This is a genomic window from Rhizobium sp. N621 (assembly GCF_001664325.1).
Lineage (GTDB): Bacteria > Pseudomonadota > Alphaproteobacteria > Rhizobiales > Rhizobiaceae > Rhizobium > Rhizobium esperanzae.
Genome location: NZ_CP013495.1, coordinates 1,114,405 through 1,137,452, shown reverse-complemented (window position 1 = coordinate 1,137,452; position 23,048 = coordinate 1,114,405). Strand labels below are relative to the sequence as shown.

Genomic DNA, 23,048 nt, shown 5'->3' with positions numbered 1-23,048 from the left:
CGAAGCCTGGATTTACAGTAGTGTTAACTGACCTGCTTGGGGGTGATCAAGCGCTTTCAAGCGCGGAATTCGCCTCGATATTACTTCAAAACCAAATTCAGGAGTCCTGCCATTGAACGACGCGGCCCTCACCTGAGCCGATGATCACACCGAGCTGGCGTTCGAGGTCAGAGTTTTGCGGGATAGTGATCAAGCACGCATTCCGCCAGAATGTCACCGATCGCTTCCACGAGAAGCTCCCCCTCGGCGGGCATGTGCGTCATGAGAGTATGAGAAGGATCTTCCAGGTGGTGCGGTGGCTCCGCCTCTAATGGGTCTTCGATAAAATGCGACAAGCTCTGCCCATTCAACCTTTCGTCAAGGATCTGCATCACAGATCCGACGTTTAGTTTCGCGAGAAGCCCCTTAGCCTTGTATTGCAGTCGAGCGCGAGACCTGATCTCGTTCACTTTTTCATCATGGGTGCCGCCGAAACGCTCCATCCAATTGAACGAAGTCATATTATCATCGCGCGGTCGTGACCAGAAAGCGGTGCCCTGTATATCTGGAACACCGTCTCTGTTTTCTATACATCTGGGCTGAATATAACGGAGTACGTGAGCGTCCCCAGGAAGACGATCACCCTTCATTTATGAGCAGCCGCCAAAGCTGTTTCTGCTTTATAAGATCCTTCACTTCCGAAAGATTTACCTGCGCAAATTCTCTCAGCATCGCGCCCTCTTGAAGATGAAAAAGGACGTAGTTGACAACGTCGCTACCCTTGAAGTGCAACGCTATTTGTTCCCTATCCGCATTCTTCCACACTGCCCTGATCGCGCCGGTATCTACGATCGAGAGCGACGGCCTTACAGAAACCCTGTTGACCAACGAAAACCTTAAAAAGTCCGTCAACGAATCCACCAAGATCGCTATGCCATCATCGGCGGCATCGTCTCGAAGGTCTTGCAAGCGCTCGACCAAGCCTGGCCAAAGTTCCGCTGGTTTCGTAAGAACCTTACTAGGATGCGTACGGGATTGGGATTCCGACCTCGCAAGTGGGCAAGATCGCGATGGTATCCTCCAGCTCATCCCGATAGGGGTATAAACGGGCTTCTCGCTTCCAAACATTATTCCCGGACTATCAGAGCGATCAGCGGCGGCAGAAGAAACCCGAACTACGAACGCCCGAGAGGGAACGATGCTACCTCGAACCTGATAATGATCGGATATGTCGTCGAGAATAATCTGACCATCGTTCCACCCGTACGGCTGATCGATATCAGTCGTGTCAAGTCCGAGAGTATTGTACGCTGGTCCGCGGCCATACGTGTTTGGCCACATACATGTTTCGGTTGAGTTCACAACTTCGGGCTCAAGGGCTAGCTGAAACATCAAAATATCTCTTGCCGGCGGGCGGCTACCAGTGTTTTCGCAATAATTGCGAGACCGTCGCGAGCTTCCTTCGGTGACAATATAGGTCCTGGAACTACGGTGTTAAAGTCAAACTGCACAGCCGCAGCCCAGAATTCTCTCAGGAGCATTTGTGATGGGCCACCGGGCGTAAACTGGCCGAAAGCGGCATCCGCATAGACTTGTACTATCTCAGTAGACCACTTGACGAGTCTGTTTAACTCAAACCCACCGTCCGTTATCCTTGAGTTCATCTGCAGCAGAAAATCGCGAACCCCTTTTATATTGAGGCCCTTGGCCGGAAGAACTTTAATAAGCTCATTGTCGGCTTCATCCATGTCGTTCGAATGTTTGGCGAGCCGGACGTTGATAGCCGCACGGTTGATCAAAATCAATGAGTCGGCGATCTTGGATGCGGCTTCCCGGACACTCTCCACTGCGTCATCAATATCGTTTTGTAGCTCCGGAAAGCCACCGCTCGCGATTTCGAGACCGGAAGGATGAAAGACTACGTCAACCCGCCCTGGCTGCGCTTGGACAGATCTGGTACGCCCGTCCTTCGCGGTAGACGCGATACCCAATTTTCCGAATTGCGGGTGGCTTGCTTCGTTCGTCGTTTCGGCTTCTGCGCCGAACGCCATCTGGAATAACTCTGCGGGTGTGACTTTATGAGGCGCATTCATAAAGAGTGACGCCTGAATGTTCTCGGCGCCCCATGTGCTAAGTCTAGAAACAGCTTCCATATTTCTCCCCGAACCGCTCAAGTCCTAGCGGTTGAGCCGCGCCATTGCAATATTGGTAATGCAAATTGATTAACGCACTTTCCGCCAACTCCTGCGCTGCGATTATCGTTCGGCAATTATAGCATTTGTCCCACTCGTTTCCCGGTTCGAAAATGTGAGACAAATCCTGAGGGAAAGCACACAAAAATCAACGACAGTTTTAGTTTGGTGGAGCACCATGCCGGGGTCAAAACCTCGATTGCGCGATCCAAATCAAGAAGTCCTGCCATTGAACGAAGTCGTTGAGGCTGCATACTATGTATGGCAATTCCTGCCGGAGGCGCAGGCAATGAACAAATCCCGCAGTCTGGATTTCCGGCAGTCATAACTGATGTGCCAGGGGGTGATCAAGGACTGACGTGGATCGCTTTTGAAATCAAACCTGCCCGACCAACTGGCGGCAGAATGCCATCCGCTATCCAGCAAGTGTGGCGAAACGCTACTCCACCCTCCGTCCTCCTCGGCCTTGAGGATCCATCCCCGCTCCTGATGCGGCCGACGTGGATCCTCGGGTCAAGCCCGAGGAGGACGAGCAAGGGGTAGCTCCGTGGCAAATCCGCGGCTGCGCTCATTAACCGCGGCCGGCTCGCAGGCGTTGGCGAAAGGCGCAGTCGACCGCCGGGTGATGCCGGCTTAGCCGACCTCACCTCTGGATTCAAATCTCGCAGCTTGGATTTACGGCAGTCATAACCGACCTGCCGAGCGGTGATCAACGGCTTGGGAGCATGAAAGTTCGCTTCAATACCGCTTCGCTGAGAATGGTGGAACCAATTCTTGTATGTACATTTATTTGCAAACCGTCGCGAAATATTGTACATACAATCATGAAAATCACCTGGGACGAAGCCAAGAGGATCGCCAATCTTCAAAAGCATGGCTTCGACTTCGAAGACGTCTTTTTCTTTGATTGGAAGAATGCCGTCATCACCAGCAGTCGTGACGGCCGTTTCAAGGCGATCGGCTATTATGAAGACGGAACCGCCGTCGTAATTTATGCGCTGCTCGGCAGCGAAGCGGTTTCGATCATCAGCTTTCGCCCGGCCAGCAACAAGGAAAGGAAGGTGCTCCCATGACCGCCAAATATCCCGTCAAACAGCGGTTTGAGCCCGGCGACGGCTATTCGAAAGAGGATTGGGATGCCGTCGACAGCCCCGAGCTTACCGACGATGAGCTTGCGTCCACCAGACCGGCGGCAGAAGTCCTGCCTAAGGCGTTTTTCGACCATATCGAGGAGGTGCGCCGAGGCAGAGGCCGGCCGGCGCTCCAACAGACAAAGCAGGCCATCACCATCCGGCTCGATCCCGATGTGATCGAACATTACCGGTCAGGCGGCAAGGGATGGCAGAGCAGGATCAACGACGATCTTCGGAAGCTTTCGGGGCTTGGGAAATAATCGCACTACCTCTTCGAAATTGCGTCCGGATCAAATCTCGCAGCCTTGGCGGGAGGCTGTCGATCACACGGGTGGAGGAGCCTGTGAAAACCGCGAGACTTTTTCTGTGCCTTGTCGTCTTCGCTGTCACCGTGCCTGAGACCGCGGCCACGGCCGAGGAATTGGTTCACTTCGAAAGCGTGCCGGTAAAACTCAGCCCGTTTCGCATCCGCAAAGCCCGGGAATTGGGGGAAACTCTGCCTCAGCCGCAAGGCACGCCATTGCTCGGATATTTGTCCCGCCCCGAAGGCGACGGCCCCTTCCCGGCAATCGTCGTCATGCATGGATGCGATCACCTGCGTTCGAGCGTCAGGGAGCTTTGGCCGAAACGGCTGGTCAGATGGGGCTATGTCGTGCTCGTTGTCGACAGCTTCACCACCCGCAACCTTGCCGACCCGTGTCGAAGCCTTCTTCCTGTCCGCGCCTTCGATGCCTATGGCGCTTTGGATTTCCTGTCGAAATCAGGCTTTGTCGACCCGCAGCGCGTCGCCTTGATGGGCTTCGCCGCCGGCGGTACCGCGACTTTGGATGCGACGAAAATCGAAGGATACGAGCAGCTGATGGAGCGCAAGTTCAGGGCGGCAATTGCCTATTATCCCGCCTGTGACGCAGATCGGGGCGATCCGACTGTGCCGACCTTGATCATGACCGGCGAACGAGACAATTGGAGCCGGGCTGAACGGTGCCAGAAGCGGCTTGCCCGCCTCAGCGACAATGCCCCGCCCGTCGAGCTCAACGTCTACAAGGGCGTCTATCACAATTTCGATGCGCCGGAATTCATGGTGGGAAGGAGGGTGCTGGGTCATATCGAAAAATACGACCCCGACGCTGCGGCGAAGTCCATGCGCAGCGTTTACGCCTTTCTTCGAAAGTATCTGGCGAACTAAAGCTTCGGTGATCTCCCGGCAAACACTGACGGTGCGTTTGCACCAGGACTAAACGCTGCTCGGCCCCCCTGAGGGCGTCGCCTGGCTGGACGATGAAAACGCCTCTTCGGCGCTCGGCACTTTCCCCTCCGGCGTCAGATCGTCGACGGCCTTGGGAAGATCGCGGCTCAGCCGGCCGAGGATCTCCTGATGCGAGAGGCCGGTATTCCTGGCGATCTCGTCCAGGACATCCGGGCCGAGGGCTGTGGCAAGTTCGCCGTCATTGATGCCGGCATTCTGCCCGCGGCGCACCCAGGACTCCATCTTGTCGCCCTGGCCGTTCTGCTGAAAGGTTTTCAGGAGGTCGCCGATACCGCCGCTGACGATGCTGCCGGAGCTTAAGCCGCCGAGAAGGCCACCGAGACCGCCGGAGCCGGCCAGTCCGCCGAGAATGCCGCCGAGCCCGCCTGACGGCTGGCCTCCGGCGCCTGCCTGCTGCGGGTTCTGGAGGCCCCGCAGGAGCTCCCGGATCTTGTCCCTGTTCTGGTAACCGGCAACGGCAAGAACGGCGAGAAGCGCCTTCATTTGACCGCTCATCATGATGAAATCCTCCTGTGGTGCTCCGGGGGTTCACGCCGGCCGGAGTGCTGATTGGGCGCAATGTTCACACGTGGAAAGCTTCCCCGCCGGCGGGCAGAACGGCCCGTGCCGGTGGCACTGTTCGACTGTCTCAAGGCACGGTCAGATTTCCGGGCAACCGCGCCGGTTGGCGAAAACCATCCGATCCGGCCCGCGGCGCGTCATCCCCTCGACGACGATGCTGCGCGGCGACATGCGGACGATACGGGCCCGGCGCAGGCCTTCGCTGCGGGCGATGTCTAGCGCATCGTCGGGATCGCAGCGGCGCGGCCCCCGGCGGTCGTAGCGGTCGTAATCGCGATCGCGGTCGTAGACGCCGACGCCTCCGGGGCCGATGCGCAGCTCCATATCCTGCGCGGCCGCAATCGTTGGTGCGATCGTCAGGCCGCTCATGGAGGCCAGGCCGATCAACACGAACTGAAGAGACTTATGCATGGATTCCTCCCATGGCCTTGTTGCTTATCGCCATACCAACATCGCCATCGGGATTTTGTTCCGTGAGGCCGGAGGAGCCGGCGCAGGGGAGAAAGCTGGAGCCTGCCACCGCAACGCGGAGCGGCTCAACGTGCTCAGGCGTGATGCTCCAGCCAGGCGACAGCGAAGCTGCAGATCGAAGCCGCATCGACCAGCACCGATGGCGCGTCTCCAATCAGGCCCTGTGCGCCCTGCCCGCCGGCGAGAAAGGCACTGACGATCCGGGCGAAGCAATCGCTTTCGAGCCCGGGCACGACCGGGTCGCCGGTGTCGAATTCCTCGAGCATGCGCCACACCACGCCGGCCGGCGTGGCAAAGGGCACTTCATAGCGGCGCAGGCGCTTGTTCGGGATTTCAGCCAAGTGCTCGGCATGGTGGAGAAGGGTCATCGTGTCGAGCGGGGCTCCGGCCATGAGGACCTTGCCGCCGGCTGCCACGAGTTTGGCGAGCGGAGAGCCCTCGCCATAGCCGTAATCGAGCGGGTGGTCGGCGGTGAGCCAGTCGGCTCTGGCGCCGATCGCCGCGACCGAGGCGCCCGGATTGCCGCTGCGCCGCGCCCCTGCCGTCGTTCGAAGGAATTCCGGGAATATGCCATTGTCGCGGATCGCCCGGGAGGTCATGGGGTCGAAAGGCGCGATATGGTCGCGCCATTCGAAAGGAACACGGCGGTTCTCGTCGAGCAGTTCGTCATAGGCGCCGTTCCAGTCCGTATAGGCGACGATGGTGCCTGAAGGGCCGACGACGTCGCGCAGCGCATCGATGAACATGTCGGGACCGTTGAGCAACCGCCCCAGCCTGCTCATGGCGGCATGCACCATAACCATGTCGCCGAGGCGAAGTCCGAGCTTCTCCAGATCCTTGGCGAGCGAGAGACGGGTGTGAAAGTGCGGAGCGGTCATCGGCCAACGATCGTCAGGACGTGACCTGGAGTCAACGCTCCCCGTCCGGACTTTCAGGACACCATGCAGAACAACAAGGACATGAACCTGATGGTCATCGATGACGCTGATCGTCCCGGGTCTGGGCACCTGATGGGCTGATTTTTCAACATGGGCAGCAAACCCCGCAGGCCAAGTTCCACCGCTGATGGCATCGACGGACCTTCTCGAGGGCACGGGGAACTTTCGGCCGGCATCCGATGCGCGTGCCGCAGACCATTTCACTCACACGATGGCCCGGGTTCCATACGGCCACTTACATCTTGTCCTAGTGTCCTCGCGCCACTATGTCCGCGGAGCGTGTGTCACGCCGATTTCACGCGATTTCGACGGCGGCTCTGGTTAGATTCTGCTGAGATTTCGCCAGCAAGATTTTGGCTGAATCGGAACGCGTTTCGGACAGCACCGCCGGCCGGCGCAATGGTGAGGGCCGATCAAGCGTTGCCCCTCCAGGGTGGGCGGCGCTCGGCCTGTTTTGATCTTGATCATGCTGCATAAGGAGGCAGCTGAAGATGCTATTCCCGGTGCATTCAAAGACGATCGCCGAACTTGATTACGACAGCCAAACCTGCCTCTTGCGGGTGCTCTACAAAGACGGACGAGTAAGCTCTGTTCCCGATGTCGCTCCCACGCACGTGATGAAAATTGTCGCGCGGCTTCCCGTCGAAAAATCGTCATACCTCATGCAGACGGCCATCTGAGACGGGAAAGCGGATCAGTCAGACAGCGCCTCTTTCCGCGTGGAACCTTTCCTGGCCGACCGGGATGGATCCTCTACTGCCGATCGCTTCCGCCGAGGCCATCCTTGCGATCTATGAAAGCGTCGGCTTCATCCACCACGCGTTCCTTGATGGCATCATGAGTATCGGACGCCACGTCCACGGCCGTGTGATACACTTCCGACGCGACCTCTTTACCCTGCGCGACGAGATCCTGGGTCTCACGGCTGAGGTTATCTCTAGCGCTATCTGCGGCTTCGCCGACCAACTCATCCTCGGTGTCGGTATGGGGCAGCGCCGCGCCGATTGCTGCACCGACCGCGAAAGCCAGAGCACCGCCGACTAGCGGCTGGTCGCGGAAATGGGTGAGGATCGCCTCGTTGAGTTTGCTCGTTTGCTCCTGAAGACTGGTCGCCGCCGAAGAGGATCGGCTCGACAGCGAGCTCGCCGCGCCTGAGGCACGGGCGCTGAGGTCGCTCGCGGCGCTTTTCGCCTGCTCCCATTTCTCCGCCGCCCAGCCGGTTGCCGCGTCGAGCATTGCACCAGTCTCGTCGGTGATCTGGCTGATCTGTTTTCCGCTGGCGTCGGCGAAGCCACGATAGGTCTTGCCCGCCTCGTCCATGAAATGGCCGGCACGACCTCCTGTTTCGTCTGTCAATGCCTTCAACCTCTTGCCGGATTCGTCGGCAAAATGGCTGTAACGCGCTCCGTTTTCCATTGCCGGCGGACCAATCCTGCGGACTTGGCCGGTCGCCGGATAAAGCGGATATTCAGGATCCTCCCTCCAGGTCGCCGAGTCACCTGATGACGGACTGCCTTTTGCCATGAGCCAGGCGAGGCTCACGCCCATCAGCGCGACCGGCAGAGGGTTCGCCTTGAGCGCGTGGCCAAGATTGCTGACATACTCTGCGCCGCCGCTTCCCTTGGCGTATGCGATGACCTCATCGATGAGTTGGCCCGGCGACATTCGTTCTTGGATCGCGTCAATCCGGTCTCCTATCCGGCGGCGGTCCTGGTCGATCTCCCGCTGAAGCTCGGCCGATGTTTTCTCCATTGAGTTTTCCATCAGATTTTGTCCTTCACAACATCAACGTCGCGGCGAAGCGAGGTTGCGGTTCGATCCAGTGTCAAGTTGTTGCCGCGAAGTGCGGCGAGGCCCCGGGAGACCAATGCCCACGCGATGCCCGCGATGATGATGCCGACGATCAGCGAGGCGAGCGCACTGGCAGTGGTTTCGGTAAATCCCTGTGTCACGAGGAAGGCCGCGAGACCGCCGACAAGGGCACTCAGCAGCACGCCGACCGCCCCGATTGCCAGGACCAAGCCGAACAGGAGAATCTCCACGCCGCTGAGCGCCTGCGAAAGTTTTTCCGAAGCCTCCGTCTTGGCAAGATCGATTTCCTTGCGAAGCAGGCCGGTGACATCACCAACGAGGCCACTGACGAGCTCGGAGAGGGGTGTGTTCTCTGAAGATTTAGCCATTGTTTTCGCCTCCGGTCGTTGCGGTGCCGGGGCGGAGGCCAATCGACGGCTCACGCGGCGCGGCAGCTGTTTGCCTTTTCGCGGAGGCTGTCAGGAAGCGGCTTGCCGCCAGGCCGGCAAGTGCGGCTAACCCGAGAAAGGCGAGCGGTTGCTTGCGCCCGAAATCCTCGGCCATGGTGGCGATTTCGCCGATGTCCTTGCCTTCCATCCGCCGAGCGACAGTGCGCACGCTCCGCCCGATTTGCCTGGCGTATCGTCCGACCTCTGCCTGACCGGAGCTTTCCATTTCGGCGCCCGCTTTCTCAAGTGCCGTTGCAACGCCGCCGACCTGGCGTGCAGCGAAGCTGGTGCGTTCGGAAATGACTTCCTTGGCCTTCTCGACGGCAGTGTCGGCGCCTTCCTTGATTGTTTCCTTGGCGGCGGAAACATCTTCGCTCACCTTCGCTTCCAGATCGGAAATGGACGTGCGCGTCCCCGGCGAAGAACCGAAACCTGGGGATGAGGACGGTGTCTGCGCCGATGCGCTTCCTCCTGCCGGATCTGTGAAATCGTTTTGCATGTCTAACCTCCCATATCGTGGCGGCGACTGCCGCGGCCCCGAACCACAGGTTCCCCGCTTTGTTCCCCGAACGCGCTTGAAACGTTCCTCTTCGACCCATGAATGACAGGATGGGGCTCACAACTGCGACTGCAATGAAGCAGCGCCGTCCTCGGCTCCTTGTTGATCTTTGGCGGGCGTGACAATAGACGCTGCGACGTAACGCTCCTCCCTGTCGCCATCGTTGAAGTAGTAGACGGCGAGCAGGGATCCCTCACCGCGTTTTACTATTCTGGGATAACCGAGATCAGCCGTGCCGCCATCGCTCCGGATGACCTTCTCGGCGCCCCATGTCTGGCCGTCATCCAAACTCATGCGCATCCGGATACCAAATGGCGGATCACGGTAGCCGTAGACGACGAGTAGCATGCCTTCGATCCGTCCGAGCGCTGGCGGATTGCCATTGCTGCCCGTGTCGTCGACGATGCAGCCTTTCCGCGTCCAGGTCTTCCCTTCGTCGTGGGAGGTGAAGGCTTCTATCCAGCCCTTGCCACCTCCCCTCCCCATGCAGCGCGTCAAGGTCAGCATGGCGCCGCCGGAAAGTGCCGTCGAGGCCGGCATGATCGAATAGCCCTCAGGTTCGGGGCCGACAAAGCCTTGAAGGACGAAGCTGCGCCCGCCGTCTGCGGTGCGCGCGCAGAACACTCTGCCTTCCGCACCGTCCTCTTTGGAGGTGCTGAGCATGAAGAGCGCATGGTCTTTGCCAAGAGGAACGATATCGGTGCGCGCCGAGATCGGAAGATGCAAACCGGTGAAACGATACGGACCCTGCCATGTCAGGCATCGATCCCGGCTGACATAGAACCAGCTGACAGCATCACCCTGCACATCGGTTCTGGCGCACATCACGATCGTCTCGGGATCGAGAAAGTCTATGGGTTCATCCAGAACGCCGAGGTCATCACGGACCGACAGATGGGGACGAATCTTGAGATCGGCGTTCAGGTGCTCGTCGGCCGAAAGCGAGAGCCCACCCGGGACGTGGCCGCAGAACGGCTCGCCCATCCATGTCAGTCCGCCGTCCAGGCTGCGTGCCTGCCACGGTACGAATGGATAATCACGGTCCAGTTCGTGCAATTCCCCCTTCGCTCCGAGTTTGCCGCGCGCGAAGACGACGACGATTTCGTCACCCCAGGACCAGAGACCATAATTTGCCGGCCAGGCCGCGAACTCATCCTGTCTGCGGTAGATTTCAAGATGGAGCAATTGCATGTCCATGGAGGCTTCCAGGCGGTCAGAGCGTTTCGACCGGAAGTGCCCGCACGAGCAGTTCATCCTGGCCAAGCAGCTGTTCGAGTTCGCGCCGGTATTGGCGCCACCACACCCGATCGAGACTGCCCACCATGACTTCGATCACAATGACGGTATCTTCTTCAGTGCCCTCATCATTGGACCAGAGCCCTCTTGCGGGGGAATTGAGATATGCCGTCACCCCGCGATGGCGCTCCGTCATCTCGCGCTGAATTGCCGCGATAATGCCTTCGATGTCGATCGCCGCTCGCGGCGCTGCCGGAATAAACAATTGTATCAAATGCACGTGGAATTCTCCTCGTTTCGCAAACTTCGCAGGTCTGACGAGGTTCCGGCCCGGCTCGAAATCTGGTGCGATCACGCTGGCGAGCGCAGACGCAAGGTGCCGTCATAGGGCTGATCAAACAACGGGCATCGCCTTCCGGCCCAGACACCAATTAGTCTTGACTAATCAATTAGTCCGCGCTATTGATTTCTTCATGATCGAGACCGCCCCCATCACCACCATCATGCGCGCCCTTGCCGATCCCACCCGACGGACCGTGTTCGAGCAGATCGTCCTCTCCAAGGAGATCACCGTCGTCGAACTGACGCGGGCGAGCACCGTCACACAAGGCGCTGTCTCCCAGCACCTCAAGGCGCTGAAGCAGGCGGGCCTGGTGGCAGAGCGCCCCGAGGGGCGCAATGTCTATTACCGCGCCGAGCCCGAGGGGCTCGCGCCGCTTGTCGACTGGATGAGCCATTACGGCACCTTCTGGCGCGAGCGTTTTGCCGATCTCAGAACCTTGCTGAAGGAAATCGATCCATGACCGACACCGCATTGAAGCCCGACACGCAGGAAATCGTCGTCGAGGAAGTGTTTCCGCACGCGCCGGAGACGATCTGGAAAACGCTGACCACGGCCGAACTGATGGGCCGTTGGCTGATGATGCCGGCCGGTTTCGAGCCGATCGAGGGCAAGCGCTTCACCTATCAGACGACGCCGGCCGGCGACTGGGATGGCACCATTCACTGTGAGGTGCTCGAGGTAAAACCGAACGAGCGTCTCACCTATGCCTGGAAAGGCGGGCATGCGGGCAATACCGGCTACGGCTCGCCGCTCGATACCGTCGTCACTTTCATCCTTGCCAGAGCCGAAAACGGCACCCGGCTGCGCCTCGTCCATTCCGGCTTCGTGCTGCCGAAAAATGAAACGGCCTACCGGAAGATGGGCGAAGGCTGGAAGAAGGTCGTGAAGAATATCGGCGCCCTCGCCGGCGGCGAGGACTGAGCCGGCGCCAGCCACATCACCAATTGTTCAGGAGAAAGCAATGAGCAAGCCCTATACCGGCGGCTGCGCCTGCGGCGCCATTCATTACGAGATCGCCGCCGAGCCGATCGCGATGAACGACTGCCAGTGCCGCGACTGCCAGAGAACGAGCGGCACCGGCCACGGATCCTATCTGACCTTCCCGAGCCGGCAGGCGGTGAAGCTCGAAGGCGAGGCCAGCCACTGGCAGATGATCGCCGACAACGGCAACGTCAAAACCCGCGGCTTCTGCCCGGCCTGCGGCGCGCCGGTTTATCTGACTTTCTCCTACATGCCCGATTTCTTCACCATCCACGCCGCCAGTCTCGATGAGCCCGAGCGATATCAGCCGCAAATGGCAACCTACACCGTGCACGGCCTCGCCTGGGATCGGGTCGACCCGGATGTGCCGAACTTCGAAAAGATGCCGCCGATGTAAGGCTGGCGCAGCGCACGCAAAATGGTGCTCGCGGGTGCTCGGTCGCGAGCGGGGAAAGTTCCGCTCACGACCTTATTGATTGCCCACCAGGGGTCGAGTTTCTTCCGTCATTGCCGATCCAGCGCAAAATTGTCTTTGACATTTCGCCGTACAGAATATATCCATTTGGCTATATAGCTAATTGGTGATGCATGGACGACAGGCTTGATGCGATTTTCTCTGCGCTCTCCGACCCCACACGGAGAGCAATTCTCGCGCGGCTCGCCAACGGCAAGGCGACTGTCGCCGAGCTTGCCGATCCCTTCGAGCTGTCTCAGCCCGCCATCTCAAAGCATCTGAAGGTCCTGGAACAGGCCGGCTTGATCCGCTCTGGCCGGGAAGCGAATTCGCGTCCCCGCGTCCTCGAGCCGGCAGCCTTGAAGACAATTGCGGATTGGGTCGCCGATTACCGACGCTTCTGGGATGAAAGCTTCGATCGTCTCGATGACTATCTGTCCAAGATACAAGGAAACGAAAATGACTGATGCAGAGACCGCCAGCGACAACAGCCATGAGTTGGTTCTCGTGCGAAGGTTCGATGCCCCATGCGATCTCGTTTTCAAGGCATGGACCGACCCGAAAGCCTTGGCGCAATGGTGTGGTCCTCACGGTTTCAAGGCGGTGGGCGACAAACTGGAAGCCTGGCCCGGCGGCAGACACCGCGCCTGTCTGATTGCACCGGATGGAGAGGAGCATTGGGTCGGCGGAAAATATCTGGAGGTCGAGCCGCCGCACAGGCTTGTCTTCACCCATGCCTGGGAGACCGGAACCGGCGAAACCAGCCCCGAAACGATCGTCACCATCACCTTCACGGAAAGCGAAGGAGGCACGGAAATGACTTTTCGGCAGAGTGGATTTGCCAGCGCATCGTCCCTTGAGGGTCACGAATCCGGTTGGTCGCAAAGTTTCGAGCGATTGAACTTTTTTCTCGGAGTCGACTCCGAAGGGCAAAATCATGCGTAAGGCGGCGATGAAGCTCTACTATTGCGAGACGCTCAATCCGCGCAAGGCCTGCGCCGCCGCTCGTTTTCTTCAAGCCGACGTCGAGTTCGTCAGGGTTGACCTGGCCAGCGGAGAGCAGCGCACCGCGGAATTCCTGTCGCTGAACCCGAACGGCAAAGTCCCGGTGCTGCATGAGGATGCCGGAACCTTATGGGAAGCGAACGCCATCATGTGCAGGTTGTCCGACACGGTCGCATCGGATTTCTGGCCGCATGATCACCGGCAGATCGACGTGCTGCGCTGGTTGAGCTGGGATGCCAGCCATTTCACCCGGCACGGGGCAACGCTGTGGTTTGAAAGTTTGATCAAGCCGTTGTTCGGCGGGAAGCCCGACCTCGCCGTGATTGAAGACGCGAAGACGAGTTTTCGGCTCCATGGGCGGGTGCTCGACGATCATCTGGCCGCCAACAGCGTCGCCGTCGGCAAGACACTGACCGTTGCCGATTTCGCACTGGCAGCCGCACTTCCTTATGCAACCGCTGCCGACATACCACTCGCCGAATTCCGGCATATCCAGAAGTGGTACGCACGGCTTGAAGAACTGGATGCGTGGCAAAACCCTTTCCCAGCCTGAGAGGGATGAGTGAAGGAATTGTTGTGAGCGTGAGAGGCGTTACCGCCGAGTCTTGTTGAGGACGATCGTCGTCTCGACCTCTTCTCTGCAGCAACACTTTGTGCATATATTGCCGCTGCGCCGAGCACATCACGCCGCAACGATATCTTCAACGATGGCATGGTCGGTGACGCGATCCGTTTCGTGGAAGCGCTGGAAGGAAACGGCCCTGAATCCCGTCATGAACGGGAGTCTGAGGGCGAAGATCATCCCGGTGGATCGGCTTCGAATCCATAAGCTCTTCCAACGATAGCGCCACACGAATTTCATAACGCGTGTACCAGTCTGCCCGGCCCCGGCGTTGCGCTTCGACGTGATCGACAACCGCTTTCCATGCCCGGATGCTTTCTTCGTCTCTCCAATAAGAGTTGATGATGCCGAAGCTGTCCGCACGGCGGGCGCTTTCGAAGGGCCGGCGTGAGTCCTCGGGTCAAGCCCCGAGGACGACGGAGGGCGGGTGGATCTTCTGTCGATACACAGTATGCGCCCGCCCGATGAAGGCGCGTGCACCATTGCCGCCTCTGGCAAGTTCTAAGGTTCTTTGACGACCGAGATCTCGACCCAGGTATTCAAAATCTCTTTACGGTTGGCGTCCTGTGCGACGATCACCGCCAGCCAGTTATTTTGGCCTTCGATCAAATAGGCCGTGCCGCTTTGCCTGCGCTCTTTCGTTATCCGGCCCAGCGAAGCTGCGGAGAGCCCCGCCTCGAAGGCTTCAAGCTCCGCGTTGGAACAACTCAATCGGTTTTCTGCCAGACCTTGTAAGTAATCGAGCGAGCAGGTGGCAGAAAAGAATTTTTGGAAGTCCCGATACAACATCGAGAACCGCTGCCCATTTGGCATCGTGTAAACCTCGCTGCTCGTTCGAGGCTCTGAGATTGCATTGACGGGAGAAGAAATGGCTTCGACCTTCCAATCACCGCGACCGACGCCATCGTGCAGGGCAACCTGACTTCTGCCATTCAGCACGCACAGCTTCAAGGTGTCATCAAGAGGGCACGCAACCACTCCCCCGTGGCTCGATATAATTGCAATCGCCAAAGCTGAAATGAAACGCATGCAGTCAATCCCCAAATCACCCTGTCGGCAGCGTAGTTTGCATGGTGGAGAAAGCAAGACAGCGGCCCAGCCAACCACTGTTGCCGAAGCAGAGCCACGAAAGCCTCGACCTTATTGGCGCATAGCAAAAGCCGCGTCGTCCGCATCCATTTGCCAGCTGCAACTGAGCTCCAGCGCACTTGGGGCGTGTGAGGTTGACAGAGTGCTACCAACAAAGAGCTACTGGAAAATTCAAAAGATCGGAGCATAGTCCGCCCAGTGGAGTTCAGCGCGCGTGGGAAAATGCGGGACACTGGACTCCCGCCGCCACGCCTCGACGACTTAGCAGACAACATTGACAGGTTGATGCGGAGGTAGCGTGTGATGGCGCAGGGCGTTGTTTCTCTCAGCGGGACTCTGACTCAGAATCAGACATTGGCGGCAAATGTCACGGATGTTGATGGATTGCCGTCAGGGACGATCATTACCTATCAGTGGCAGCAGAGCAGCGATAACGGTGCCACGTGGAGCAACATAACAGGTGCGGCCACAGCCGCCCTGACCTTGCAGCAAGCTCAAGTCGGAAAGCGGGTGCGGGTAACCGCTGCTTACACCGATGCTTTGGGTAACCAGGAACTGGCTGCCAGCACCACCAATGCCGCCGTCGCCAACGTGAGCGATATCGGCGTGGTCACGATCAGCGGTACACCCGTGCAAGGCCAAGCCCTAACCGCCGCGGTCTCGGATCTGGATGGGCTCGCCAACGTGTCGATCACATATCGTTGGCAGCAACTGATCGGAAACACCTGGAGCAACATCGCGGGCGCCACCGGTTCAACGTGGACGCTTCAGGCAGCGCAGGTCGGCAGGCAAGTCCGCGTCCAGGCAACCTATACCGATCAGTCGGGAGGAACCGAAAACAATCGAACCAGCCTGGCGACATCCCCGATCGTCGCGAGTAATCCTGCCGGCAACGACATTGGCGTCATCTCCATCATCGGGGCCGCAACTCAAAATCGGACGATTGCGGCGGGCGTTACTGATGTCGACGGGCTCCCCTCCGGGACCATCGTCGCTTACCAATGGCAGCAAAGCAGCAACGGCGGCGGCACGTGGAGCAACATTGCCGGTGCCACTGCGAAAACACTCAGCCTGCAGCAAGCGCTGGTTGGGAAGCAGGTTCGAGCGACCGCCACCTACACCGATGCCCTTGGTAACAACGAGACGGTCGCCAGCAGTCCGACGGCGGCAGTCGCCAACGTGAACGACGTAGGCGTGGCGACGATCACCGGTGCGCCCGTTCAAGGCCAAGCCCTGACCGCTGCCGTTACCGACCTCGATGGACTCGCCAACGTGTCGATCACCTATCGCTGGCAGCAGCTGATCGGGACGACCTGGACCGACATCGCCGGAGCCACCGGTCCGAACTGGACACTCCAGGCGGCGCAGGTGGGCAGGCAAGTCCGTGTGAGGACCACTTACACCGATCAGCTGGGTGGTGTCGAAACCAACCGGGTGAGCACGTCGACCGCAGCGATTGCCAGTGCCAACAACCATCCGGGTGTGCTTGGCATCAGCGGGACGGCGACGCAAGGTCAGGTGTTGACGGCCGCTGTCACCGACGCCGACGGTGTGCCGGGATCGGTGACCTATCAGTGGCAGCAGAGCAGCAACGGCACCACGTGGAGCAATATCGGCGGAGCGACTGCCAATACGCTGACCCTGCAGCAGGCCCAGGTCGGCAATTTCGTGCGGGCAACAGCCAGTTACATCGACAACCTGGGCAACAGCGAGAATGTCACCAGCCCGGCGACGCCCTCGGCAGTCGCCAATGTCAATGATCCCGGCGTGATCTCGATCAATGGCATAGCGAGCCAGGGCCAGACCTTGACCGCCAGCCTCAGTGACATCGATGGCCTGCCGGCAACAGGCGTCAGCTATCTGTGGCAGAGCAGCGACAACGGCAGTACGTGGAGTGACGTCGCGGGCGGGCAAAGCCTGACACTGGGCAGCAGTCTCGTCGGCAAGCGCGTGCGGGTCAATGCCACTTATACCGACCTGCTTGGCACTGGCGAGAACATCGTGAGCGCGGCGACTGCGCCGATTACATCCGTAAGCTCCAGCCCCGTCAGCCTCTTCACCACCCAGACGCCAGCCCAACCCAACTTCACCGACGGACCCGGAGTGGACTGGGAAGTCGGGATGCGCTTCGTCAGCAGCAATACCGGTTCGATCCAGGCGGTCCGCTATTACAAGGCCCCCAGCGAGACCGGCACGCATGTCGGCCGCATCTGGTCGGCTACCGGGCAGCAGCTGGCAAGCGTCACCTTCACCAATGAGACAGCCTCAGGCTGGCAACAGCAGACTTTGGCAAGCCCGCTGGTCATCAGTGCGGGCACCACCTATGTCGTCTCGGTCAATGCCAACAGCTACTATTCGCTGACTTCGAACGGCTTCGCCAACCCGATCAGCAATGGCGGATTGACCGCCCCAGTCGGCGCCGGTGTCTACAACGAAACCATCGGCACGTTTCCAGCCCTCGTCTATCAGAACGAAAACTACTTCCGCGATGTCGTGTTTTCTGCTGGATCGAGCGTTGCGTTGCGGGACAACAACACCATCTTCGTCAGTGAATCAGCCGGCGCTGCAACAATCACCGTCGTTCGCACAGGCAGCACGAGCGGGCAGCTGACACTGGAGTACACGACCAACGAGATCGGCGGAGCCGGAGCGGCACAGGCTGGAGCGGACTATACGCCGCCGACCTTCAATGGCCGCGCGAATACCGGGCAGGTTGTTTTCGCGGATGGCGAGAGCAGCAAGACGTTTGCCATCCCGATCGTCAACGACCCCGATGCCGAAGGGACCGAGACATTTTCTGTCGGCATCCAGAATCCCGGGCCCGGTGGCTCCCTGGCAGCGCCGCGGACTGTTCTCGTCTCGATCGTCGACGACGATTCCGCACCCACCATCTCCGTCAGCAATCCGGTCATCACCTTGTCGGAGGCGGCCGCCGCTGCCACTATCACGGTTCAGCGCAGCGGAAACATCGATGCCACGGCTAGCGTTGCATATGCAACGAGCAATGGCAGCGCGATCGCGGGCTCCGATTATACGGCAACAACGGGCGTGCTCACCTTTGCCGCAGGGCAAGCGATCCAGACCATTTCTATTCCGCTGCTCAACAACACGACGGCCGAGAGCAACGAAAGCTTCACTGTAAACTTGAGCAACCCGACAGGTGCTGTCCTGGGGAGCCAGGCGACCGCGACCGTCAACATCCTGGACGACGACAGCAACCTCGGCAATCTGGTCCGACAGACCGTCGTGACCGGCTTGACCGAGCCAACGGCCTTGGATTGGACCCCCGATGGCCGCTATATGGTTGTCGCGCAACAGAACGGCATTGTGCGGTTGGTGGACAACGGCACGCTGCGATCGACGCCGCTTGTCGATTTGTCCAGCCAGGTCAACTATACGCCCGGAGATCGGGGGATGCTGGGGCTGGCAATTCATCCGAACTTCGCGGCAAATCCATACGTCTATCTGCTCTACACTTACGATCCGCCGGAAACCGCGAATGGAACTGGCCTGGCGGGACCGGATACCAAAGGGAACCGTCCTTCTCGCCTCGTTCGGCTTACGGTCAACCCCAACACGATGATCGCCGATCCGGCCAGCATGGTCGTGCTGGCCGGTACCAATAGCACCTGGGCATTCACCAGCCGACCGGATCTCGACAGTACCGGCGCTGTGAACATACCGCCGTCCGGCATCGTCAACGGCACCACCATTACCGCCCCTGCAAGCCTGATCGAGGTGGGAACGCAGGACAACGACCCAGATCGCGCCGGAATCCAGAACCAGAATATTCGGGACTATCTGGCGACGGACAGTGACTCCCATTCCAATGGAGCTCTCCATTTCGGGCCCGACGGCATGCTGTACTTCAGCAACGGAGACGGTACGTCATACAATTTCATGGACCCTCGTACGGTTCGCGCTCAAGACAATCACAATCTGTCCGGCAAGGTCCTGAGGATAGATCCCATGACCGGCGCGGGCGTTCCGGGGAACCCCTTCTATGACCCCGCAGATCCGAACAGCAATCAGTCCAAGGTATTCTATTCCGGCGTGCGCAACGCCTATCGCTTCACCTTCGATCCGGTGACCAACTTGCCCGTGCTCGGAGATGTCGGCTGGAACAGTTGGGAGGAAATCAATACCGGCCCCGCAGGATCCAATTTCGGTTGGCCGTATCTGGAAGGTCCTGGCCGAACGGGCGGCTACCAGGATCTCCCTCAGGCGATCAGCTTCTACAACAATGGGAACCGAAACAGTCCTTCCGATCAGGCTGCTGTTTTTCCTCTGCTATCGAGAAGCCACGGCGCGCCCGACAACGCCACTGCGATCACGGTCGGGGACTTCTACAACGACGCCACCCTGATGTTTGCGGATCTTGTCAACGGCAATGTCTACACCGCAACAATGAACGCAAGCCGGCAGATCACGAACGTACAGGTCTTCGACACGAACGTCCCCTATTTGGTAGACATCGAGAAGGGACCGGACGGCTGGCTTTACGCTGCTGATTTGGGCACCGGCACCATCCGTCGCTGGGCAGACCCCAACGTGCCGACCGGCGCGAACCTGTTGACACCGACTTGAGCCATAGCATTCAGGATGGGATTGATGGCACGGATCATTCGGTCGTCGGTAAGCGGTGTGCCGCTGGCACCGCTGAAGTCGTCTAGTTGAAGGATGCCGAGATAATGAGGGAGGTTGGTGATGCCGCTGAGAGCTAATCGGTCAAGCTCAGGGTTCAAGGATATTGGGATATTGAACTTCCTCCGCAAAATCCTAATAGCAGTACTTCTGCCCGTTCTTTCAGCAAATCTTTCATTCGGTGCGGAAAGGACATTTAAAGTTCCTGGCTTCACCCACCCGTTTAGAGTTACGACGGAGCGCAATCAGCCGGGCGGCTTTACTATGGTGAAAGACCCGCTGGATCAGTACAACGCGGCCAAGGTGTTCAAGTTTTCGATCAACCCAGGCCCGTGCGTGCGGGACGACTGCGAGCAACAGTCGGCTCGCGCGACGGTTCAGCAAGGACGCAAGGCCAAGCAACCCAAGGAGGCATGGTATGGTTGGGACATGTATTTCGTGCCCGACTTTCCGATTGGTTCGAAGCAGGTAAGAGGTCACGAGATATTCGTCGAATTCAAGGATCAGGACCAATGCCAACTCGTGGCCCTGACCACCAATCCCCATAGCAACGACCAATTCCTTTCATGGAGTATGGAAAAGCCAAGCGGGAAGCAGATGACCCAGTTCGGCGGTGACTGTATTGACCTTTTTGACATGCGCGTCGCCCCGATCAGGGAACTGGCGGGCGCTTGGCACCGTTTCGAACTCTTTGTTCGATGGACCAGCGAAGGCGACGGACGCTTCTTGATGTTTCTGGATGGGAAGCAGGTCGTGGACTATCAGGGCATTACCTGTTTTTCATGCGATAAGCTAAATTACTTTCTTTTCGGCAACTACCTGTGCTGCACGACTGGCACCAAATTGGTAGTGCCCGCGACGGTCTATTATCGCTACGTCAGTATGGCGAAATCGCGTGAGGCTCTCGTTTGGAAGTAGTTCAGCAGGATCGACGGCGATGGGACGGCTCCGCGAACAACGAAGCTTGCGGAGCTGAAATGCACGAAGGCCAATGCCGGTGAGCCTCACGTCCAGGCTTCCTGGTCGTGAGAACCTCCAATGTACTCTCCATCGAGAAACTCCCCGCTCATCCATGGAAAGCCGATCACAGATCAGGGCAGCCAACAACGTGGGAGCGGAACACCGGGTTACTGTAATGGTGTCTCCCACGAGGGTTAGGTTGAGCCCCCGAAACGGGAAGTCTTGGGAGGCAGTGCCAGGCATTGTGGATATTGGAACATGAGCCGCCGCCAAACATTATGTGCTTGCAACCTCGCTCATTTCCATTGAAGGAGATTCCACGTGAATAACTTGATCTGGCTCGTCGGCGCAGTCGTCATCGTGCTCGCTATCCTGAGCTTCTTCGGCTTCCGTTGAGAAAGAAGTGCGGCGGCTCAACTGCACCATCCATGAACGCAGGAGCACGCCGCTACGCCGGACGAAGAACCCGACCGGCGCAGCATTAGATGGGGAGCATTAGCAGCGACTTAAATGTCTGCTGTCATACTCACTGTGGATCGAGGTTGTCCCGTCGAACTCGCGAGCTGGACGCGTCCCCGTTTGATGGCGCCTCAAACGGAAACGGCGCCATGAGGCCGCGGGTGAACCTTGATACGATCTGGCTCAGTCGCTACGGCGTTGGAGATAGTTGAACTGACCTTCGGCCTTCTTAATTAGGCCAATCTCCGCTTGCTACGATTTCGATTTTCGCCAGCCCGCCGCCCAAGCTTCCTCTATGTGCCGTTTATCCGAGCACGTCGAACAATCACGAGATGAGGTGTTGAATGGCCCTTCCGACGAGCCGCAGCTCGTCGAACTGCGTCACAAATTCATAGGATATGACAAAGAAACCAGAGAAGAACAAACCTGGAAAGCGCTCCTCAACCGTTAGCACAGACGGCATCAATAGCTTCTGGAGGGGGCGCGCAACCACAAGGGCTGTGCACGCGCCCACAAAAGCGCCACCCAGGATGTCCGTCGCATAATGATAGCCAGCATAGATGCGCGGCAGGCAAATCACGAACGTCGACCAGAAGAAGCAGGCCGCACCAAGCGGTCGGGATGCGCGCCACATCGTTGTCGATACCGCGAAGGTCAGCGCGGCATGGTCACTGGGGAAGGAACTCCAATGCTCAAGCGCTTTCGGATCAACGCCCAAAGGCAGCACGAAGTCGGGATTGCCTGAATGCAGCGGCCTGATACGCTCTGGCAGAAACAGTTGTGTAAATCGCGATATGCCAATTCCGAAGAACATGTCGATGATGCATTCGACAACAACCGGCTTCCACTTATTTCGAGAAAACCATAGAAACCACAATAATATAAACAAGATCAGAAATTTTACAGTGTTCAAGTCAAGAAAATGAATAATTAACTTATTCGCTGTAATCGACTTCGATGAATACTGACCCATCAGCTTCATCACGAAGGTGTCGAGACTATTCATCATTGAGAAGCCAGCCAATTTCCTTGGTTTGAATGATCTATGATATTATACTTATGTCATCATCCCGTTAAGACCAATTGCGTCGGCCGGACCGTTGTCATACGCACCTGCGCGTGCAATTCTGTCGCGTAGACTGTTCAGGCAAGGTGCATATGGCGGCAACAACATTCGCATCTCCACCCTGGTGGAGAATTGCAGTTGCACTAATTGTAGTGCCTTTGGTGGCATCCTTCGCATATGCGGTTTACAGCCCAGCGTATCAGGGCTTGCCGAATATGATGCAGCGCGTTGTCGAAACGACTGCAGTCGTCGCGTTCTTCGGTGCGTATCCGCCAACTGTTGTATTGGGGATACCATTGATACTCCATTTCAGGGGACGAGTACGGGCATCTCTTGCAAATTGTGCGATGGGCGGGGCCTCCATTGCGACCTTCCCGTGGCTTTGCCTAAGTATATTTTTCGGCCCGGACGAGGCCTACACGAATAATCACATGACCTACCAGCACGGGATGATGACGTGGTGGGGATTGCTGGAAGCAATCGAATTGCTCACTGAAATAGCTGTATTCGGAATTGCCGCCGGTGGATTGTTCTGGCTAATCGCCGCGGCCGGCATCAAAAAACAGCCCCCTTCTATAAAAGTATTCGAATAGCGGCTCTCGATATCGCCTGGTCGCGAGCGATCCGGAATTGCGCGACAGCAGCGCGGCGCGGCGGAGCATGATCTGCAATTCAGCTCCCGAAATATCTGCGATCCGGCTGGCGGCGTCTTCAAGGAGAGTGACGGCGTAGGTCATGGAGTCCCAGCGAGTGCATACCATTCGTTTTCCTGACTGAATACGAGTTGAATGTGATCCCGGAAGAATTGGCCGATGTCGCCAGGCTCCAAAAACCGTTCGCGCTGCGTGA

At 58.5% G+C, this 23,048-nt stretch carries 26 protein-coding genes and 2 pseudogenes; 13 read left to right on the top strand and 15 right to left on the bottom strand.

Annotation, left to right across the window (positions count from 1 at the left end; genetic code table 11):
• Positions 1-167: 167 nt before the first annotated feature.
• The 3 genes from AMK00_RS05560 to AMK00_RS05550 all read right to left on the bottom strand — a co-directional run bounded on the left by AMK00_RS05560 (position 168) and on the right by AMK00_RS05550 (position 2,132).
• Entirely contained in the window at positions 168-500 is a 333-nt protein-coding gene (locus AMK00_RS05560; protein ID WP_064809825.1) for a hypothetical protein, read from the bottom strand.
• 118 nt (positions 501-618) lie between these two features.
• On the bottom strand, positions 619-960 hold the full coding sequence (locus AMK00_RS05555) for a hypothetical protein (protein WP_064809824.1): 342 nt from the start codon (positions 958-960) through the stop codon (positions 619-621).
• A 410-nt stretch (positions 961-1,370) separates the two neighbouring features.
• Positions 1,371-2,132 carry a hypothetical protein gene (locus AMK00_RS05550; RefSeq protein ID WP_064809823.1) on the bottom strand — a complete coding sequence of 254 codons (762 nt, stop codon included), beginning with the start codon at positions 2,130-2,132 and terminating at the stop codon, positions 1,371-1,373.
• Between the two features lie 863 nt (positions 2,133-2,995).
• On the opposite strand from AMK00_RS05550, the gene AMK00_RS05545 reads away from it, so the two are divergent.
• The 3 genes from AMK00_RS05545 (at position 2,996) to AMK00_RS05535 (ending at position 4,490) form a co-directional block, all read left to right on the top strand.
• Positions 2,996-3,244, top strand: coding sequence for a BrnT family toxin (locus AMK00_RS05545; RefSeq protein WP_064809822.1), 249 nt, complete (start codon positions 2,996-2,998; stop codon positions 3,242-3,244).
• Entirely contained in the window at positions 3,241-3,564 is a 324-nt protein-coding gene (locus AMK00_RS05540; RefSeq protein WP_064809821.1) for a BrnA antitoxin family protein, read from the top strand. Before AMK00_RS05545 ends, AMK00_RS05540 begins: the two co-directional genes overlap by 4 nt.
• 83 nt (positions 3,565-3,647) lie before the next feature.
• Positions 3,648-4,490 carry a dienelactone hydrolase family protein gene (locus AMK00_RS05535; RefSeq protein ID WP_237350443.1) on the top strand — a complete coding sequence of 281 codons (843 nt, stop codon included), beginning with the start codon at positions 3,648-3,650 and terminating at the stop codon, positions 4,488-4,490.
• A 48-nt stretch (positions 4,491-4,538) separates the two neighbouring features.
• On the opposite strand, the gene AMK00_RS05530 is transcribed toward AMK00_RS05535, so the two are convergent.
• The 3 genes from AMK00_RS05530 to aac(3) all read right to left on the bottom strand — a co-directional run bounded on the left by AMK00_RS05530 (position 4,539) and on the right by aac(3) (position 6,481).
• Positions 4,539-5,069 carry a YidB family protein gene (locus AMK00_RS05530; RefSeq protein ID WP_064801036.1) on the bottom strand — a complete coding sequence of 177 codons (531 nt, stop codon included), beginning with the start codon at positions 5,067-5,069 and terminating at the stop codon, positions 4,539-4,541.
• A 141-nt stretch (positions 5,070-5,210) separates the two neighbouring features.
• Complete coding sequence (locus AMK00_RS05525; RefSeq protein WP_011424430.1) at positions 5,211-5,543, bottom strand: hypothetical protein; 333 nt, start codon at positions 5,541-5,543, stop codon at positions 5,211-5,213.
• Positions 5,544-5,677: 134 nt separating this feature from the next.
• Positions 5,678-6,481: an aminoglycoside 3-N-acetyltransferase gene (gene aac(3) / locus AMK00_RS05520; RefSeq protein WP_064801034.1), complete on the bottom strand. Its 804-nt coding sequence runs from the start codon at positions 6,479-6,481 to the stop codon at positions 5,678-5,680.
• 551 nt (positions 6,482-7,032) lie between these two features.
• Here aac(3) and AMK00_RS05515 point away from each other — a divergent pair.
• Entirely contained in the window at positions 7,033-7,221 is a 189-nt protein-coding gene (locus tag AMK00_RS05515) for a hypothetical protein (protein WP_064809819.1), read from the top strand.
• A gap of 73 nt (positions 7,222-7,294) precedes the next feature.
• On the opposite strand, the gene AMK00_RS05510 is transcribed toward AMK00_RS05515, so the two are convergent.
• The 5 genes from AMK00_RS05510 to AMK00_RS05490 form a co-directional block, all read right to left on the bottom strand.
• Entirely contained in the window at positions 7,295-8,305 is a 1,011-nt protein-coding gene (locus AMK00_RS05510) for a DUF3618 domain-containing protein (protein WP_064809818.1), read from the bottom strand.
• The gene (locus AMK00_RS05505) at positions 8,305-8,721 is read right to left on the bottom strand and encodes a phage holin family protein (protein ID WP_064809817.1); all 417 of its coding nucleotides are present in this window, start codon (positions 8,719-8,721) and stop codon (positions 8,305-8,307) included. Before AMK00_RS05505 ends, AMK00_RS05510 begins: the two co-directional genes overlap by 1 nt.
• On the bottom strand, positions 8,714-9,280 hold the full coding sequence (locus AMK00_RS05500) for a hypothetical protein (protein ID WP_064809816.1): 567 nt from the start codon (positions 9,278-9,280) through the stop codon (positions 8,714-8,716). Before AMK00_RS05500 ends, AMK00_RS05505 begins: the two co-directional genes overlap by 8 nt.
• 117 nt (positions 9,281-9,397) lie before the next feature.
• Positions 9,398-10,537, bottom strand: a complete 1,140-nt coding sequence (locus AMK00_RS05495) for a sialidase family protein (RefSeq protein ID WP_064809815.1) — start codon at positions 10,535-10,537, stop codon at positions 9,398-9,400.
• Positions 10,538-10,553: 16 nt separating this feature from the next.
• Positions 10,554-10,931, bottom strand: a complete 378-nt coding sequence (locus AMK00_RS05490) for a hypothetical protein (RefSeq protein WP_237350442.1) — start codon at positions 10,929-10,931, stop codon at positions 10,554-10,556.
• A gap of 118 nt (positions 10,932-11,049) precedes the next feature.
• Between AMK00_RS05490 and AMK00_RS05485 the strand changes: the two genes are divergently transcribed.
• The 6 genes from AMK00_RS05485 (at position 11,050) to AMK00_RS05460 (ending at position 13,912) form a co-directional block, all read left to right on the top strand.
• The gene (locus AMK00_RS05485) at positions 11,050-11,379 is read left to right on the top strand and encodes an ArsR/SmtB family transcription factor (RefSeq protein WP_064809813.1); all 330 of its coding nucleotides are present in this window, start codon (positions 11,050-11,052) and stop codon (positions 11,377-11,379) included.
• Positions 11,376-11,840 carry an SRPBCC family protein gene (locus AMK00_RS05480; protein ID WP_064809812.1) on the top strand — a complete coding sequence of 155 codons (465 nt, stop codon included), beginning with the start codon at positions 11,376-11,378 and terminating at the stop codon, positions 11,838-11,840. Before AMK00_RS05485 ends, AMK00_RS05480 begins: the two co-directional genes overlap by 4 nt.
• Before the next feature lie 40 nt (positions 11,841-11,880).
• The gene (locus AMK00_RS05475; RefSeq protein ID WP_064809811.1) at positions 11,881-12,297 is read left to right on the top strand and encodes a GFA family protein; all 417 of its coding nucleotides are present in this window, start codon (positions 11,881-11,883) and stop codon (positions 12,295-12,297) included.
• 191 nt (positions 12,298-12,488) lie between these two features.
• Positions 12,489-12,821: an ArsR/SmtB family transcription factor gene (locus tag AMK00_RS05470; RefSeq protein WP_064809810.1), complete on the top strand. Its 333-nt coding sequence runs from the start codon at positions 12,489-12,491 to the stop codon at positions 12,819-12,821.
• A complete protein-coding gene (locus AMK00_RS05465) occupies positions 12,814-13,299 on the top strand; it encodes an SRPBCC family protein (protein ID WP_064809809.1) in 486 nt (161 codons plus the stop codon). Before AMK00_RS05470 ends, AMK00_RS05465 begins: the two co-directional genes overlap by 8 nt.
• On the top strand, positions 13,292-13,912 hold the full coding sequence (locus tag AMK00_RS05460) for a glutathione S-transferase family protein (protein WP_189637626.1): 621 nt from the start codon (positions 13,292-13,294) through the stop codon (positions 13,910-13,912). Before AMK00_RS05465 ends, AMK00_RS05460 begins: the two co-directional genes overlap by 8 nt.
• A 245-nt stretch (positions 13,913-14,157) precedes the next feature.
• Here AMK00_RS05460 and AMK00_RS32870 read toward each other — a convergent pair.
• Positions 14,158-14,360: pseudogene (locus tag AMK00_RS32870) on the bottom strand (antibiotic biosynthesis monooxygenase family protein); the annotation flags it as partial.
• 122 nt (positions 14,361-14,482) lie between these two features.
• Positions 14,483-15,010, bottom strand: a complete 528-nt coding sequence (locus tag AMK00_RS32865; RefSeq protein ID WP_237350441.1) for a hypothetical protein — start codon at positions 15,008-15,010, stop codon at positions 14,483-14,485.
• A 363-nt stretch (positions 15,011-15,373) separates the two neighbouring features.
• Between AMK00_RS32865 and AMK00_RS05450 the strand changes: the two genes are divergently transcribed.
• Both AMK00_RS05450 and AMK00_RS05445 read left to right on the top strand, forming a co-directional pair.
• Entirely contained in the window at positions 15,374-19,657 is a 4,284-nt protein-coding gene (locus AMK00_RS05450; protein WP_064809808.1) for a Calx-beta domain-containing protein, read from the top strand.
• A gap of 171 nt (positions 19,658-19,828) precedes the next feature.
• Positions 19,829-20,632 carry a heparin lyase I family protein gene (locus tag AMK00_RS05445; protein WP_189637624.1) on the top strand — a complete coding sequence of 268 codons (804 nt, stop codon included), beginning with the start codon at positions 19,829-19,831 and terminating at the stop codon, positions 20,630-20,632.
• Between the two features lie 826 nt (positions 20,633-21,458).
• On the opposite strand, the gene AMK00_RS05440 is transcribed toward AMK00_RS05445, so the two are convergent.
• Positions 21,459-22,142, bottom strand: coding sequence for a phosphatase PAP2 family protein (locus tag AMK00_RS05440; protein WP_064809806.1), 684 nt, complete (start codon positions 22,140-22,142; stop codon positions 21,459-21,461).
• 149 nt (positions 22,143-22,291) lie between these two features.
• Between AMK00_RS05440 and AMK00_RS30555 the strand changes: the two genes are divergently transcribed.
• Complete coding sequence (locus tag AMK00_RS30555; protein ID WP_082240272.1) at positions 22,292-22,792, top strand: hypothetical protein; 501 nt, start codon at positions 22,292-22,294, stop codon at positions 22,790-22,792.
• A 21-nt stretch (positions 22,793-22,813) separates the two neighbouring features.
• On the opposite strand, the pseudogene AMK00_RS32860 reads toward AMK00_RS30555, so the two are convergent.
• Positions 22,814-22,936: pseudogene (locus tag AMK00_RS32860) on the bottom strand (CopG family transcriptional regulator); the annotation flags it as partial.
• Positions 22,937-23,048 lie beyond the last annotated feature (112 nt).